This window comes from Streptomyces sp. NPDC002643 (genome assembly GCF_053592555.1).
In genome coordinates this window covers 175,131-189,414 of record NZ_JBSFVY010000005.1, presented here as the reverse complement: position 1 = coordinate 189,414, position 14,284 = coordinate 175,131, and the positions used below count along the sequence as shown (strand labels likewise).

Sequence of the window (14,284 nt, the reverse complement as noted above, 5' to 3'; positions counted from 1 at the left end):
CTCGGTAGCTACCCCGGTGGGGTGCGGAGCATCCCTGTGGGGGCGTCGAGGACTTGCACGACACTCGAAAAGGTGAATTACGGCCGAGGTTATTGACTTTTTGTTGCTGGCTGGTCGAACGGTGTTGCTGGTCAGGGTGGTTGGTGTGGGCTTCGGGTGTGGCGTCAACCGGCCGGTGCGGCGACCCGCAGCGGCACGGGTTCTGCCGCGCGCACAGCGTCTGCCGTGTGTACGGCGCCGACCGGGTGGGTGACGCCGACGGGTTGGGTGACGTCGGCCGGGTGCGTGATGTCGACCGGGTGCGTGATGTCGGCCGGCGTCGGGTGCGTCTCGGTCACCTCCGTCCACCAGGCGGGGCCCTCCTCGATGTGCCGCAGCAGCACCCCCTCGCGGATGGCCCAGGGGCAGACGGTCACCACCTTCAGACCGCTGAGCTTCATGATGGTGTGGCCGATCAGCGCACCGGCGAGGCTCTGGGCCGCGCGAGGCGCGGAGATGCCCGGGAGGGCGGAGCGTTCGGCGGCGGGGAGGGCGGCGAGGCGGCCGATCGCTCGGCGCAGATCCGCCCGGCACAACTCCCGTTCCACGAAAGGCCCGTGGCGGCCCGGCGCCGATCCGCACAGCCGGGAGAGCTGCTGGAAGGTGCGCGAGGTGGCCACGGCGGTACGCGGCCCCTCCCAGCGGACGCGTGCCGACACGTCCCGCAGTTCATGGCGGACCTTGCGCCGCAGCGCCTTGACGCTCTCCGGCGACGGTGGGTCCTGCCCCTGGAAGAACTCATGGGTCAGCCGCCCCGCGCCCAGCGGCAGCGCGGCCACGAAGTCCGGCAACCGGCCCCGCCCGAAGGCCACTTCCAGCGAGCCGCCCCCGATGTCGAGCAGCGCCAGTGGCCCGCACCGCCAGCCCATCCAGCGCCGCGCCGCGAGGAAGGTCAGTTCCGCCTCCACCTCGGCCGGCAGCGTGCACAGCGGGACGCCGGTGTCGGCGCGCACAGTGCGCAACACCTCACGGCAGTTGGGCGCGGAGCGCACCACGGCGGTCGCGAAGGCCAGCGGGGGCGAGGCTCCCCAACGCTCCGCCGTACGGGCCGCCTCGGTGACCGCCTCGGACAGGCACCGTACGGCCTCCTCGGGGACCTCGCCGCCCGGCGGCACCCGTTCCGACAGGCGCAGCCGCCACTTCGCGGTGTGCACCGGCAGCGGTACGCCGTCCTCGGCGTCCGCGACCACGAGCCTCACGGTGTTCGACCCCACATCCACCAAGCTCATCCGCATGCCCCTCCGCGTACCCGCGCGCCGCCCCGGCACGCGTACGGCGGGGGGCGGCCGGTGGCACGGGGTCGCATACCGGCCGCCTTCCGCCCACAGCTCACCACCCCGGGGAGCAGGGGAGCGGGGGGCCGGGGGGCGTGACCATCGAACCCCTGATCAGGAGGCGGCAAGCTATTGCATATGATGTGCAGGTGCAGGACTACAGCATCAGGGTGGCAGCTCCCGACGACCTCGACCACGCCCGCGCGGTGATGCTCGACACCGTGTACCGGGACTTCGGCACAGGTTACGTACCGCGTTGGCACGCGGACATCGTCGACCTCGACGGCGCCTATGTCGCCCCCGACCGGCACACGCTCCTGGTCGCGGTCGATGAGCGGGACGGCGCCGTCGTCGCCACCGGCGCCCTGGACTCCCGAGGTCCCGCCCATCCGCCCAACCCCCGCTGGCTGGCCGAGCGTTACCCGTCCGGCGAGACCGCCCAACTGCGGCGCGTGTACGTACGGTCCGAGCATCGCCGGCGCGGGCTCGCCCGGCGGATGGTCGCCGCGCTGCTGGACTTCGCGGCGGTGGACGGCGGTTACCGCTCCGTCTATCTGCACACGGACCCGGCGGTGCCCGGAGCCGAGGCGTTCTGGCGCTCGCAAGGCGTCGCGGTGTGCGACGAGCGCATGGAGACCGGTGAGCGGGTCGTCCACTTCGAGGTCCCCGTACCGAGGGCGCCGGTGACCGCGACCCCATCGGCCAGGGGTGCGACCTCCCCCGTCAGATGAAAACCATTGTCATATAGGCTGCGCCCTCGTGCCCCCACCGGCCGACTCCATGCCCTCCCCATGCCCCCCACCCCCACAGAGAACCAAGGACCATGCGCTCTCCCCGCCGCCGTCGCTTCGTCGCCGGCCTGCTGCTCGCCCCCGCGCTGACCGGCTGCTTCGCCTCGGGCGGTGACACGTCCGGCGACGACTCGGCCGACGGCTCCCGACTGCGCGTCGCCCTCGCCTTCCCGCCCGCCGAGAACTTCTCCCCGTACGGCGCCGACGCCACCCTCCTCAGCCGGCTCGGTGTCACCGAGGGCCTCACGAAGCTGGACGCGAACGGCGCCGCCGCACCCGCGCTCGCCGAGTCCTGGACCCGGGAGAACGACCGGAACTGGCTCTTCACTTTGCGTGAGGCCGCCTTCCAGGACGGCACCGAGGTCACGCCGGACGCCGTCGCCGCCGCCCTCACCCACGCGGGCGAGGCCGAGCCCGTCACGGCCGCGCTCTCCGGCATCACGCTCACCGCGAAGCAGACCGGCGACAACCAGGTGCGGATCACCACGAAGGACCCGGACCCCGCCCTCCCGCTCCGCCTCTCCAGCCCCGGCCTCGCGATCCTCTCCGAGAAGGCGTACGGCAAGGAACGTCCGAACCCGGTCGGCACCGCCACCGGCCCCTTCGAACTCACCGAGGTCGACGGCACCACCACCGCCACCCTCGACCGCTTCGACGACTACTGGGGCGGCCGGGCCCAGGCCTCCGGCGTCGACGCCCGCTTCATAGCCGACGGCACCGCCCGCACCAACGCCCTGCGCACCGACCAGGTCGACATCGCCGAGGCCGTACCGGTCTCCCAGGCGTCCACCCTCGAAGAGGGCACCCGCAAGGAGACGGCCACCACCCGCACCACCAGCCTCCTCCTCAACACAAAGTCCGGCGCCTTCAAGGACCCCAAGCTACGGGCCGCCGCCCGCGAGGCCGTCGACACCACCGTGTTCGCCGAGGACGTCTACGAGGGCTACGCCGACCCCGGCGCCGGAATCTTCGGACCGGCCGTCACCTGGGCCGCAGGCAAACGCGTCGAGCCCACAGGGCGGGCGAAGGCCGCCGAGCCCGACGGCACCTCCGTGACCATCGCCACCTACGACAACCGGCCCGAACTGCCCGAGGTCGCCCAGGTGCTGCAACAGCAGCTCCAGAAGGCCGGGTTCGAGGTGAAGCTGGAGGTGCGCGAGTATTCGCGGCTGGAGAGCGACGCCCTCGCCGGGAAGTTCGACGCGTTCGTCGGCGCCCGCAACTCCCTGCTCGACACCGGCGACCCCGTCTCCATCCTCGCCAGCGACTTCACCTGCGACGGCAGCTACAACCTCGCCCTGCTCTGCGACAAGAAGGTCGACGACGCCGTCATCGCCGCCGAGAAGGAGTCCGACACGGCGAAGCGGCAGCAGGCCGCCATGACCGCCGAGGCCGCGATCCTCGGCACCGACGCCACCGTCCCGCTCGTCCACCAGCGCATCATCACCGGCATCGGCACCTCCGTGAAGGGCGTGATCCTCGACCCGTACGAGCGCACCCTCGTCGGAACGGGGACCCGGCGCTGATACGGGCACTCTGGCGGGCCCTGCTCGCCGCGACCCTGCTGTGCGGCATCGGTCTGCTGCCGTGGCTGTCCCGCACCGACCCGGCGCTCACCGTCCTCAAGGCACGGTCCGCCGAACGCGACCCCACCCCCGAGGTACTGGCGGCGATACGGCACGAACTCGGCCTGGACGCGGGGCCCTTGAAGCTGCTGGGGGAGTGGTTCGGCGGACTGGCGCGCGGGGACGCGGGACGGTCGTGGATCTCCGGCGCCGAGGTCACCCCGGCCGTCGTCCAGGCCCTCGGCGTCTCCCTGCTGCTGATGGCCGCCGCCCTCGTCGTCGCGGCGCTCACGGCCGCCGCCGTCTGCGCCCGCACCCTGTGGCTGGGCGCGCACCGCCGCCTCGACGACCGCCGCGGCGGCGGCAGCGCGTCGGCGATGCTGGCCGCGCTGCCCGAGTTCCTCACCGCGTCCCTACTCGCGGCCGTCGTCGGAGTGCAGCTCGGCTGGCTGCCCGCGCTCGGCTGGTACGGGCCCCGGTGGATGGTCCTGCCCGCGCTCGCGCTCGGCCTGCCCGCCGGGGCGCTGCTCGGCCGGATACTCGACGACCTCCTGCCCGGCGCCTTCGCCGAACCCTGGGCGCTCGCCGCCGCCGCACGCGGCATACCCGGGCGGGCCACAGCCCGCCGGACCATACGCCGCTGCATACCCGGACTGCTCCCCAATATCGGCCTGTTCGTGGTCGGCCTCACCGGCGGTGCCGTCGCCGTCGAGCAGATCTTCGACATACCAGGCCTCGGCCGCACCACCCTCCAGGCCGCCCTCGCCCAGGACCTCCCCGTCCTCCAGGCCGGCACCCTCGCCCTCGTCCTCCTCGCCGCCCTCGCCGGAGCCCTCGCCCGCCTCACCGCCCGCCTCCTCGTCGGCCCCGCCCTCCGCGACGGCGCGCTCCACTCGCTGCACCGCCCGAAGCGGCCCACGCCGCGACGCTCCCCTCTCGTGTACGGCGCCGTGCTGTCGACGGTCGTGGCCCTGGGCCTGGCCCGCGACCCCCTCGCCCTCGACACCGGCGCCCGGCTCCAACCCCCCTCCTGGACACACCCGCTGGGCACCGACGCCCTCGGCCGCGACCTGCTCGCCCGGATCGGCCACGGGGCGTTCACCACACTGTTCCTGGCCGTCGCGATCAGCGCCGCGGCCCTCGTCGCGGGTGTACTGCTCGGACTGCTGCCGCGCTTCTCCGGACCGCTGGTCGACATCGTCAACGCCGTACCGCCCGTCCTCGCGGGCCTGCTCGTCGCCGGGATCGCGGGAGGCGGGGCGACGACACCGGCGCTGGCCGTGGCCGCCGTCGCCTGGGTACCGCTCGCCGCGCACACCACGGCACTTCTCGAACAGGAGCGGGCCACCACGCACATCACGGCGACCAGGGGACTGGGCGCGACCGACGCGTATCTGCTCCGCCGCGAACTGCTTCCCGCCATCCTGCCCCCGGTCGCCCGTCACGCCCTGCTCCGCCTCCCGGCGGTGGCCCTCGCCCTGACCTCCCTCGGCTTCCTGGGCCTCGGCACCCAACCGCCCGACCCCGAGTGGGGCCTCCTCCTCGCCGAGAACCAGCCCTACGCCGAACGCGCCCCCTGGGCCGTCCTCGCCCCCGCCACCGCACTGGCCCTCCTCGGCGCCCTCGCGGTCACGGCGACAGGGGGAATCCGATGGCCCCGCCCCCTCACCCGAACCACCCACCAGCCGACCCCTGCCGTCGCCACCCCCGTCGGAGACACCGGATGACCGAGAAACAGCCGAGCGATATAAGCCACATACCGGAACAGCGAGCGACGGGCGAGACGGCCGGGACGGAAGCGCCTCCCGCGCCACGGCCCGCCAAACCCTCCCGGCGGCACACCTGGGCGCGGCTCAACCCCCTCCTCCGGCTGCTCATCCTCACCCAACTCGCCTTCAACATCGGCTTCTTCGCTGTGCTGCCGTTCCTCGCCGAGCACCTCGGGACGGCGATCGGGATGGCCGGGTGGATGGTCGGGTTCGTGCTCGGGCTGCGGACGTTCAGTCAGCAGGGGCTGTTCGTGGTGGGCGGTGCGCTGGCCGACCGGTACGGCGTACGGCCCATCGTGCTCGTCGGCTGTGTACTGCGGATCGCCGGGTTCGCCTGGCTGGGATACGCGGACCAGGACTGGTCGGTCATCGGCTCGGTCCTGCTGATCGGCTTCGCCGCCGCGCTGTTCTCGCCGGCCGTCGAGTCCGAGGTCGCCCGGCAGGCCGTCGTCTGGGAGGAGTCCGGCGGGGGCTCCCGTACGAACGTCCTCGCGCTGTTCACGGTGGCGGGGCAGGCAGGCGCGTTCGTGGGACCGCTCATCGGGGCCCTTCTGCTCGCCGTGGACTACCGGGTCGTCTGCCTCGCCGGCGCCGGTGTCTTCGTGCTCGTCCTCGCCGGGCACTACCGGCTGCTGCCCCAGCACATCCCGGGCCGTGAACGTGTCGAGGTCAGGGGCGGCCTCGGCGGGCTGCTCCGCAACCGCCGCTTTCTGGCGCTGTGCTGTGCCTACGGTGCCTATTTGCTCGCCTACAACCAGCTGTATCTGCTGCTGCCGGACGAGGTGGAGCGCGCCACGGGCTCGCAGTCGGCGCTGGCCTGGCTGTTCGGGCTGTCGTCGTTGCTGGTGGTGACCGCTCAGCTGCCGGTGACCCGTTGGGCGTCGGACCGGTTGGATCTGCGGCGGTCGATGACGGCGGGGCTGATGCTGATCGCCGCCGGGTTCGCCGTGGTGGCCTTGGCCCGCCCCGCCGAGTGGACGGGCAACGCCGGGCTGCTGCCCGCCGCCGGGTTCGTCGTGCTGCTGACCCTGGGGCAGATGCTCGTCGCGCCCGCCGCGCGCGCCTGGGTGCCCGACCTCGCCGCCGAGGGCCGTCTCGGCCTCTACACCGGGGCGATGTCCTCCGTCTCGGGCCTGATCGTCCTGCTCGGCAGCGCGGGCACCGGCTCCCTCATGGACACCGGGCTGCCTGCGGCCGTGCCGTGGCTGGTGCTGGCCGTGATTCCGGTCGCCTCGGTCGTGGTGCTGCCGCGCGGGGCGGGCACGGTACGCGGCTAGGGCAGCGCCGCCGGATTTCCTTCGCCCCCGCCGCCCCTACCCGTCCCATCCCTGGGGCTCCGCCCCAGACCCCGCTCCTCAAACGCCGGAGGGGCTGATTTTCAGCCCGTCCGGCGTTTGAGGACGAGCCCGAAGGGCGATCAGCGGGGGTCTGGGGGCGCAGCCCCCAGGATGGGACGGGTAGGGGCGGCGGGGGCGGGAAACATCCCCGTCACGCCATCTGCCGTCGCACCAGCTCATGCAGGCGCCCACCCGCGTTCGCCAGCAACTGACCCGGCGGTCCCACCTCCGCCACCTTGCCGTCCTCCATCACCACCACCCGGTCGGCGTCCATGACGGTGGACAGGCGGTGGGCGATGACGATCCGCGTGGCATTGAGGGCGCGCGTGCTCTCGATCACCGTGCGCTGGGTCTCGTTGTCGAGCGCGCTGGTCGCCTCGTCGAAGAAGAGGATGCGCGGCCGGCGGATCAACGCCTGGGCGATCATCAGACGTTGGCGCTGGCCCCCGGAGATCGCCCCGTTGCCCTGGACGATGGTGTGCAGCCCCATCGGCATGCGCTTGATGTCCTCGGCGAGCCCCGCCATCTCGGCCGCCGCCATCGCCTCCTCCGGCGTGTACGGCTCGGTCCCGCAGATGACGTCCAGGATGGAACCGGTGAATGGTTGGGCGTGTTGCAACACGACTCCGCACTGGCGGCGTACGGCGGACTGGTCCAGGGCGCCCAGGTCCTGGCCGTCGTACAGGACGCTGCCCGAGACCGGCTTGTCGAAGCCGATGAGCAGACGCAGCAGCGTCGACTTGCCGCAGCCGCTGGGGCCCACGATCGCCACGAACTCACCCGGCTTGATGTCGAACGACACATCGTCCAGCACCAGCGGACCGTCGTCCGCGTAGCGGAAGGAGAGCCGGCGGGCCTCGATCGCACCGGACAGCACCCCCGGCCGCGTACTCGCCGTACGCACCTCCGGTGTCGCCTCCAGCACCGGCTTGATCTCCTCGAAGAGCGGCAGCACGGCCACCGCCGACACGAACGCGCCGGTGAGCTGGGTGACGGACGTCAGCAGCATCGTCACCGAGGTGTTGAAGGTGAGGAAGTCCGCCGCCGACATCGAGCCCCGGGCCGGGCCCGCGAGCAGCATGAACATCAGCAGCGTGCACAGGGGGAGATAGACCGCGCCCAGCACCGTGTTGAGGTTCTTGATCCCGCCGACCTTCTGCTGGAGCTCCCGGCTGCGCGCGAACTCGCCGGCCCAGGCGGCGTACGCGTAGTTCTCGGCCGCCGCGACCCGTAGCTTCGGCAGACCGCGCAGGGTCTGGAAGGCCTGGTTGTTGAGCTTGTTGCTGAGCACGATCAGCCGGCGCTGCCAGCGGACCTGCCACAGGCCGAGGCCCAGGAACACCGCCGCCACGATCACCAGCATCCCGATCGCGGCCAGCGCCATCGGCACGCTGAACCAGAGCAGCAGCGCCAGGTTCACCGCGCCGACGGTCACCGACTGGGCGACCACCGGACCGACCCCGGCGAGCGTTCGGCGGATCGCGCTGATGCCCATGGCGGCGCTGGCGAGTTCACCGGTCGAGCGGGACGCGAAGAACTTGGTGGGAAGGCGCAACAGACGGTCCCAGACCGCCGGTTGGAGGGTCGCCTCGATACGGCCTTCGAGGCGCAGGATCGTCAGGTTCTGCAGCAGCAGGAACGCCGCCGAGACCACGCTCGCCAGCATCACCGCCAGACAGCTCTGGACGATCAGGTTCTCCTGGGCCTTCGGTACGTACTCGCCGAGGATCTTGCCCGTCGCGATGGGCACGAGCGAGCCGAGCGCGACCGTCACCAGACCGCTGAGCAGCAGGCCCGTCATGTCGCCGCCGGTGCCCTGGAGGCTGAATCGCATCAGCCGCAGCGGGCTCAGCACCCGCTCCGGCAACGGGCGGTAGAACATCACGGCACGCGGCTCGAACTCCGCCGCGTTCTCCCTCTCGATCGGCGTCTCCCGGCCGGAGGAGGGCTGTACGGCCACATAGCCGCCGCGCCGCCACAGCAGGGCGACCGGCCCCCCGGACAGCGCCCGGTGCCCGACCAGCGGGCCCACGTTCTCCCGCCACCAGGGCCCGGCGAGCCGTACCGCACGGGCCCGGACGCGGGACGCGAGCGCGATGCGTTCCACCGGGTCGAGCCGGTCGCTCTCGGTGCCGCCCTGCGCGGAGTCGACGAGGGCGATCCCGGCGGCCCGGGCGACGAGCTTGCAGGCCGCGTAGGTGGCGTCGGCGTCCGCCGCCGTGGTGCGCCGGGCGTGGGACGACTTGCCGATGGAGGCGAGCAGGGTCTGGTCGGCCTGCGCGCGGACCGCCTCGCCCGCCTTGATACCGGCGGCCGTACGGTCCTCGTGGGTGCGCTCCAGCTGTTCGATCCAGCGGTCCAGCGTGGCCAGCAGCCGGTACTGCTGGTCGACCATGCTCTGCCAGACCCCGGGGTCCATCAGCAGATCGGCCGCCGCCTCGGCCCCGTACAGCGAGCCGTACTGGACGCTGCCGGGCGGGACCTGCATCCAGAACACGTCGTCGTCGGTGAGCGCGGCGGCCTGCTCGGTGGCCATCGGCGCCTGAAAGAGGATGGAGAGGCCGCGGCCGACACCGAGCGCGAGGGCGTATTCGAGGGGGCTGGTCTGCGGGGGGACGAGTTGGGGGTTGCCCCATTCGTCGTACGACCAGGTCTCGGTGTTCACGGGCTGGTACAGCTCACGCAGGCCGACCCGGCGGACGACACAGTCGCGCAGGGGCCTGGCCACCAGGGTGTGTTGAGGGCCGGAGACCGGGCCGAGGAGCAGCGAGCCCGCTTCCAGCCGGCCAAGGTGGTGCCAGTGGCCCTGCTGCACGGCGTCCACCGCGAACAAATCCAGTGCGCCGGACGCCACCAGCCACAGCACTTGGGGGCCTTCGAGGTCGAGCCGGGTGTAGCCGGAGCAGTCGAGGGGGGTGCCCATGGAGCCGAGGGCGCCGAGAACGAGGTCGCCGCCCTGGCCGCCGTAGGTCTCCGAGCCGCCCTGGACGCCTTGGCCCGCCTGCGCGCCGTAGGTTTCCTGGCCCCCGTAGCCGTCGTTGACGCCAGTCATCTCATCGCTCCCTGACCAGCTGGGCGTACGCGCCGCCGCGTGCCACCAGCTCCTCGTGCCGGCCGCGTTCCACGATCGAGCCGTGCTGCAGGACGACGATCTCGTCGCTGTCGCGGACTGTGGAGAGCCGGTGGGCGATCACCACACAGGCGCAGCCGCGCTTGCGGAGGTTGTCCATGACGATCAGCTCGGTCTCCGCGTCGAGCGCGCTGGTCACCTCGTCGAGAACGAGGATGCTGGGCCTGCGCACCAACGCGCGGGCGATCTCCAGGCGTTGGCGCTGTCCGCCGGAGAAGTTGCGGCCGTCCTGCTCGACCTTGCTGTGGATACCACCGGGACGGCGGGCGACCACGTCGTACAGGGCCGCGTCCCGTAGCGCGTCGGCCACGGCCTCGTCGGGGATGGACGGGTCCCACAGGGCGACGTTGTCGCGGACGGAGCCCTCGAAGAGGAACACCTCCTGGTCGACGAAGGAGACCGAGGCGGCGAGCGCGCCGCGTGGGATGTCCTCCAGACGCTGGCCGTCGATTCGGATCACGCCCTCCCAGGGCGCGTACAGACCCGAGATCAGCCGCGACACCGTCGACTTGCCGCTTCCGGAGCCGCCGACCAGCGCCACCTGCTGACCGGGGCCGACGGTGAGGTCGAAGCCGGTGAGCAGGGGCTTGTCGAGGGGGCTGTAGCCGAAGGAGATGTTCTCCAGCTCCACATGGCCGTGCAGTCGGCGGGTGGACTCGACGGTGTCCGGGCGGGCGTACAGCGGGTCGGCCTGGAAGTTCTCCACGTCCTTGAGGCGGGCCACGTCGGCCGCGAAGTCCTGGATACGGCCCGCGACCCCGTTGAGCCGGGTGAGCGGCGCGGTGAAACGCGTGACCAGGGCCTGGAAGGCGACCAGCAGGCCCACGGATATATGGCCCTCGATCGCCCGCATACCGCCGATCCACAGGATCAGCGCGCTGTTGAGCGTGGCGAGCGTCGGGGCGACGACACCCAGCCAGGCGCTCGGCACCCCGAGCCGCTGCTGCTCCTCCAGGGTGGTGGCGTGCTGTCCGGCCCACTTGCGGAAGTAGCCGTCCTCGCCGCCGGTCGCCTTCATCGTCTCGATCAGCTGCAGGCCGGTGTACGCCGTGTTGGTGAGCCGGGCGGCGTCGGCCCGCAGCTTAGCCGTGCGGGTCGCGCGCAGCCGGATCACCACCCGCATCGCGACCACGTTCAGCAGGGCCACTGCGATCCCGACGAAGGTGAGCTGGGGGTCGTAGGTATAGAGGAGTACGGCGTAGAGGACGACGACGATCGCGTCCACACCCGCTGCCGCGAGATCACGGGCCAGGGTCTCGGAGACCGCGTCGTTGGACTGGAGCCGCTGCACGAGGTCGGCGGGGCTGCGCTGCGCGAAGAACGTGACGGGCAGCCGCAGGAGATGGCGCAGGAAGCGGGCGCTGGAGAGGGTGGAGGAGATCAGCCGGCCGCGCAGCAGGTTCGCCTGCTGCAGCCAGGTCAGCAGGACCGTCAGCAGGACGCACGCGCCCATCGACGTGAACAGCACGCCCAGCAGCGAAGTCTGGCCGCCGATCAGGAACATGTCGATGTACGTGCGGCTCAGGGCGGGAACGGCCGCGCCGACCGCCACCAGCAGCAGGCTCGCGAGGACGGCGGCGGGCAGGGTGCCGGCGGTGCCGCGCATCCGGGCGGGCATCGCGCCGAGGACCCCCGGCTTGCGGCCGCCCTTCTCGAAGGCGTCACCGGGTTCCATGACGAGGACGACACCGGTGAAACTGGCGTCGAATTCCTCCATCGGCACGAACCGACGGCCCTTGCCGGGGTCGTTGATCTGGACGCCCCGCCTGCCGAAGCGGCGCCCCATGCCGTCGTAGACGACGTAGTGGTTGAACTCCCAGAACAGGATGGCCGGACCCTGCACCTCGGCGAGGGCGGCCACATCCATCTGCATGCCCTTGGCCGTGAGCCCATAACTACGGGCCGCCTTCAGCAGATTGCTCGCCCGCGAGCCGTCCCGCGAGACACCGCAGGCGATGCGCAGCTCCTCCAGCGGGATGTGCCGGCCGTGGTGCGCGAGGACCATGGCGAGGGAGGCGGCGCCGCACTCCACCGCCTCCATCTGCAGCACCGTGGGCGTACGGACGGTCCGCCGCCTGCCCTTGGGCACCGGACGCTTCTTCGGCGCGGCCTTCCGTCTGCCGGGTGCCGTGGGCGGAGCGGTGTCCTGGGGCGCGGTCACGGGAGCAGCCAATCGATCGGACGCTCGTCGGCCATACGGATCGAACCCGTGGCCATGGTCATGGAGGTCAGCTCGAACGGCGGCCCGTCCTGCGAGGACCAGGCATATCCCGACTCGGTCGACTCCTTGCGGTCCAGCCGTACGGTCACGGCCACCGGCCGGCCCTTCTTGGTGAACTGCTCGCCCAGCTGACTGTCCCCGAGGAACGCCCCGATCGACTGCGGGGTCTGCACGCTCCGGTCCACCTTCTGCACATGGCCGCGCAGTACGCCGTACTGCTGGGTGGGCGCCGACTGCACGGTGAGGTCCACGCGGGCGTTCTTCGGGATGGAGGCGGCGTTCTCGGCGGGGACGTACACCGTGGCGTACAGCGGGTCGTCGGCGTCGGCCACCTTCTCTATCGCGGCGACATTGGCGCCGGTCTGGATGATCTGCCCGATCGTCGCGGCGAGCGCGGAGACCCGGCCGGCGGCGACGGACCGTACGACGGTCTCGCCCTCGGCGGTGGCGACCTTGAGCACGGGGGCCTTGGCGGGCAACCGCTCGCCCTGCTTGGCGAGAACGGCGGTCACCTGGCCCGCGACCGGGCTCTGCAGTACGTAACTGCCCTGGTTGTGCGTGAGGATGGCCGACGCGCTCACCGTGGAGGCGACGGAACCCGTGACGGCCCATACGGACGCGGCGGCCACGGCGACCACCGCCACGGACAGCACCAGCCAGCCCTGCGGACGGGCGAGCCGCACCGGAAGGTCCAGCTCCTCCGGTGACTGCAGCTTGGCGAGGGCCTGTTGGCGGAACTGCACGGGACTTCCCTCACCTGCGCGATGTGAGACAAAAGGGGTGAGACAAAAGGGCTTTCACCGCCGGGTTCACGGCACTGAAAGCTCTACGGCACTGAAGGTTCCAGACACCCGAAGAGCCCCGGAACCGTCAGGGTGGTTCCGGGACTCAGCGTCACTGGGGCGCGATCAGAGACCGGCGACCAGGTTCGTGACCGGGGCGGTGTTCAGGCCGGTGACACCCTCGACGGTGTCGACAGCCGTGTTGACCAGACCGGAGACCGGGGCGATGCCGTCCACCAGACCGGTGACGGTGCCGACGGCGTTGATCTGCAGACCACCGGAAACGGCGTCGAGCGCGGCGTCCGACAGCTCAGCGGTCTCAACCTGGGGGTTCATAGTGGAACTTCCCTTCATATGGATCTTCATAAGGGGGGAGCGGCCCCCTTCTGGGGACAGAACGACGGCCGCGCACGGGAGCACCCGCTCCCTCGTTTCCGAGAGTTTCGCGGCCCCCGCGGTGCGATGGATCAAAGCAGATCGCCGTGGCGCACATCCAATCAACAACGCTTGTCACCAGCGCACTTGGTGACCACAAACGTTCATCCGTGCAGGCGCGGGCACGCCTCGGTGGCAAGTTCTTCACACGGGCCACGGCATCGACATGTGCCGTTGATTGCCACGCGGAAAACGAAATGGACAGTCCCGCCTCAAAGGCGCGGCACACCGCCGGCGGGTGTGCAGAATTACCGCTCTCCGTGACCTCGCTGAGCATTCGGTGTGGAGATTCCCTGAAGCCGTTCGACGGATCGGCAAGCGGAAACCGCCCGTCGTCGAACGGTCGCCGACCGTGTCCGGAGGGCCATCGGCTTGTCCTCATTCGCCCCGGGAGTGGGCGCTTGTCACCCCAGGAGCGCGTACACCGTGCTCGCCCGCGCCGCCAGCGCCCCCGAACCGGCGGCGGTCATCGCGATGTCGGCGAACGCCATCCGCCGCCCGAGCTTGGTGAGAGAGGCATCCACCAGAACGTCCTCACCGACGACCGCCCGCTGAAAACTCGTCGACTGCTGAACCGTGGTCATCGGTACGAAGGCGCCGCGCGCCGCCGACACCGCGATCACCGTCGCCGTGTCGGCCGCCGCCATCAGGGCCTGACCCGACAGGGCCCCGCCCTCCCGCGCGAGCCGATCGGACCAGGGCAGCCGCAGCACCGCACACCCCTCCTCCACCTCCACGACCGTCAGCCCCAGATCGAGCACCCAGGGAGCGAAGTTGGCGGCGAGGATCTTGTCGGCCTCGGCGGGCGTGAGCGTCATGCGGTCATCGTGCCCAGGGAGGGGGAGAGAGGAACGCCGAGAGCCTTGTGGCCGGTTAGGTGTGCCCCTGTGGCCGGTAACACGCGCCACCGGGGGCGGGAAGTCGTGAAATGCCACCCGAAC

Annotated in this window: 10 protein-coding genes; 4 read left to right on the top strand and 6 right to left on the bottom strand. The window is 71.5% G+C overall.

What is annotated here, in order from left to right:
* Positions 1–164 precede the first annotated feature (164 nt).
* Positions 165–1,274, bottom strand: coding sequence for a Ppx/GppA phosphatase family protein (locus ACWD4G_RS09780; protein ID WP_451291987.1), 1,110 nt, complete (start codon positions 1,272–1,274; stop codon positions 165–167).
* A 188-nt stretch (positions 1,275–1,462) separates the two neighbouring features.
* Between ACWD4G_RS09780 and ACWD4G_RS09775 the strand changes: the two genes are divergently transcribed.
* From ACWD4G_RS09775 to ACWD4G_RS09760, 4 genes are all read left to right on the top strand, one after another.
* Positions 1,463–2,044, top strand: coding sequence for a GNAT family N-acetyltransferase (locus tag ACWD4G_RS09775; protein ID WP_451291985.1), 582 nt, complete (start codon positions 1,463–1,465; stop codon positions 2,042–2,044).
* A gap of 92 nt (positions 2,045–2,136) precedes the next feature.
* Complete coding sequence (locus ACWD4G_RS09770) at positions 2,137–3,630, top strand: ABC transporter substrate-binding protein (protein ID WP_451291983.1); 1,494 nt, start codon at positions 2,137–2,139, stop codon at positions 3,628–3,630.
* 299 nt (positions 3,631–3,929) lie between these two features.
* The gene (locus ACWD4G_RS09765) at positions 3,930–5,396 is read left to right on the top strand and encodes an ABC transporter permease subunit (protein ID WP_451292303.1); all 1,467 of its coding nucleotides are present in this window, start codon (positions 3,930–3,932) and stop codon (positions 5,394–5,396) included.
* Positions 5,393–6,715 carry an MDR family MFS transporter gene (locus ACWD4G_RS09760; RefSeq protein ID WP_451291981.1) on the top strand — a complete coding sequence of 441 codons (1,323 nt, stop codon included), beginning with the start codon at positions 5,393–5,395 and terminating at the stop codon, positions 6,713–6,715. Before ACWD4G_RS09765 ends, ACWD4G_RS09760 begins: the two co-directional genes overlap by 4 nt.
* A 211-nt stretch (positions 6,716–6,926) precedes the next feature.
* Here ACWD4G_RS09760 and ACWD4G_RS09755 read toward each other — a convergent pair whose 3' ends face one another.
* The 5 genes from ACWD4G_RS09755 to ACWD4G_RS09735 all read right to left on the bottom strand — a co-directional run bounded on the left by ACWD4G_RS09755 (position 6,927) and on the right by ACWD4G_RS09735 (position 14,161).
* Positions 6,927–9,698: an NHLP bacteriocin export ABC transporter permease/ATPase subunit gene (locus ACWD4G_RS09755; RefSeq protein ID WP_451292301.1), complete on the bottom strand. Its 2,772-nt coding sequence runs from the start codon at positions 9,696–9,698 to the stop codon at positions 6,927–6,929.
* Positions 9,699–9,828: 130 nt separating this feature from the next.
* Positions 9,829–11,994, bottom strand: a complete 2,166-nt coding sequence (locus ACWD4G_RS09750) for an NHLP family bacteriocin export ABC transporter peptidase/permease/ATPase subunit (RefSeq protein WP_451292299.1) — start codon at positions 11,992–11,994, stop codon at positions 9,829–9,831.
* Between the two features lie 68 nt (positions 11,995–12,062).
* Positions 12,063–12,869: an HlyD family efflux transporter periplasmic adaptor subunit gene (locus ACWD4G_RS09745; RefSeq protein ID WP_451291979.1), complete on the bottom strand. Its 807-nt coding sequence runs from the start codon at positions 12,867–12,869 to the stop codon at positions 12,063–12,065.
* Positions 12,870–13,034: 165 nt separating this feature from the next.
* Positions 13,035–13,244, bottom strand: a complete 210-nt coding sequence (locus ACWD4G_RS09740) for a type A2 lantipeptide (RefSeq protein ID WP_451291977.1) — start codon at positions 13,242–13,244, stop codon at positions 13,035–13,037.
* A 503-nt stretch (positions 13,245–13,747) separates the two neighbouring features.
* On the bottom strand, positions 13,748–14,161 hold the full coding sequence (locus ACWD4G_RS09735; RefSeq protein WP_451291975.1) for a PaaI family thioesterase: 414 nt from the start codon (positions 14,159–14,161) through the stop codon (positions 13,748–13,750).
* Positions 14,162–14,284 lie beyond the last annotated feature (123 nt).

What these genes read in the sequence shown, in the direction of transcription:
- ACWD4G_RS09780 (WP_451291987.1), bottom strand. Translation starts at nt 1,274, where the DNA reads ATGCGGATGAGCTTGGTGGATGTGGGGTCGAACACCGTGAGGCTCGTG.
- ACWD4G_RS09770 (WP_451291983.1), top strand. Translation starts at nt 2,137, where the DNA reads ATGCGCTCTCCCCGCCGCCGTCGCTTCGTCGCCGGCCTGCTGCTCGCC.
- ACWD4G_RS09765 (WP_451292303.1), top strand. Translation starts at nt 3,930, where the DNA reads ATGGCCGCCGCCCTCGTCGTCGCGGCGCTCACGGCCGCCGCCGTCTGC.
- ACWD4G_RS09760 (WP_451291981.1), top strand. Translation starts at nt 5,393, where the DNA reads ATGACCGAGAAACAGCCGAGCGATATAAGCCACATACCGGAACAGCGA.
- ACWD4G_RS09755 (WP_451292301.1), bottom strand. Translation starts at nt 9,698, where the DNA reads ATGGGCACCCCCCTCGACTGCTCCGGCTACACCCGGCTCGACCTCGAA.
- ACWD4G_RS09740 (WP_451291977.1), bottom strand. Translation starts at nt 13,244, where the DNA reads ATGAACCCCCAGGTTGAGACCGCTGAGCTGTCGGACGCCGCGCTCGAC.
- ACWD4G_RS09735 (WP_451291975.1), bottom strand. Translation starts at nt 14,161, where the DNA reads ATGACGCTCACGCCCGCCGAGGCCGACAAGATCCTCGCCGCCAACTTC.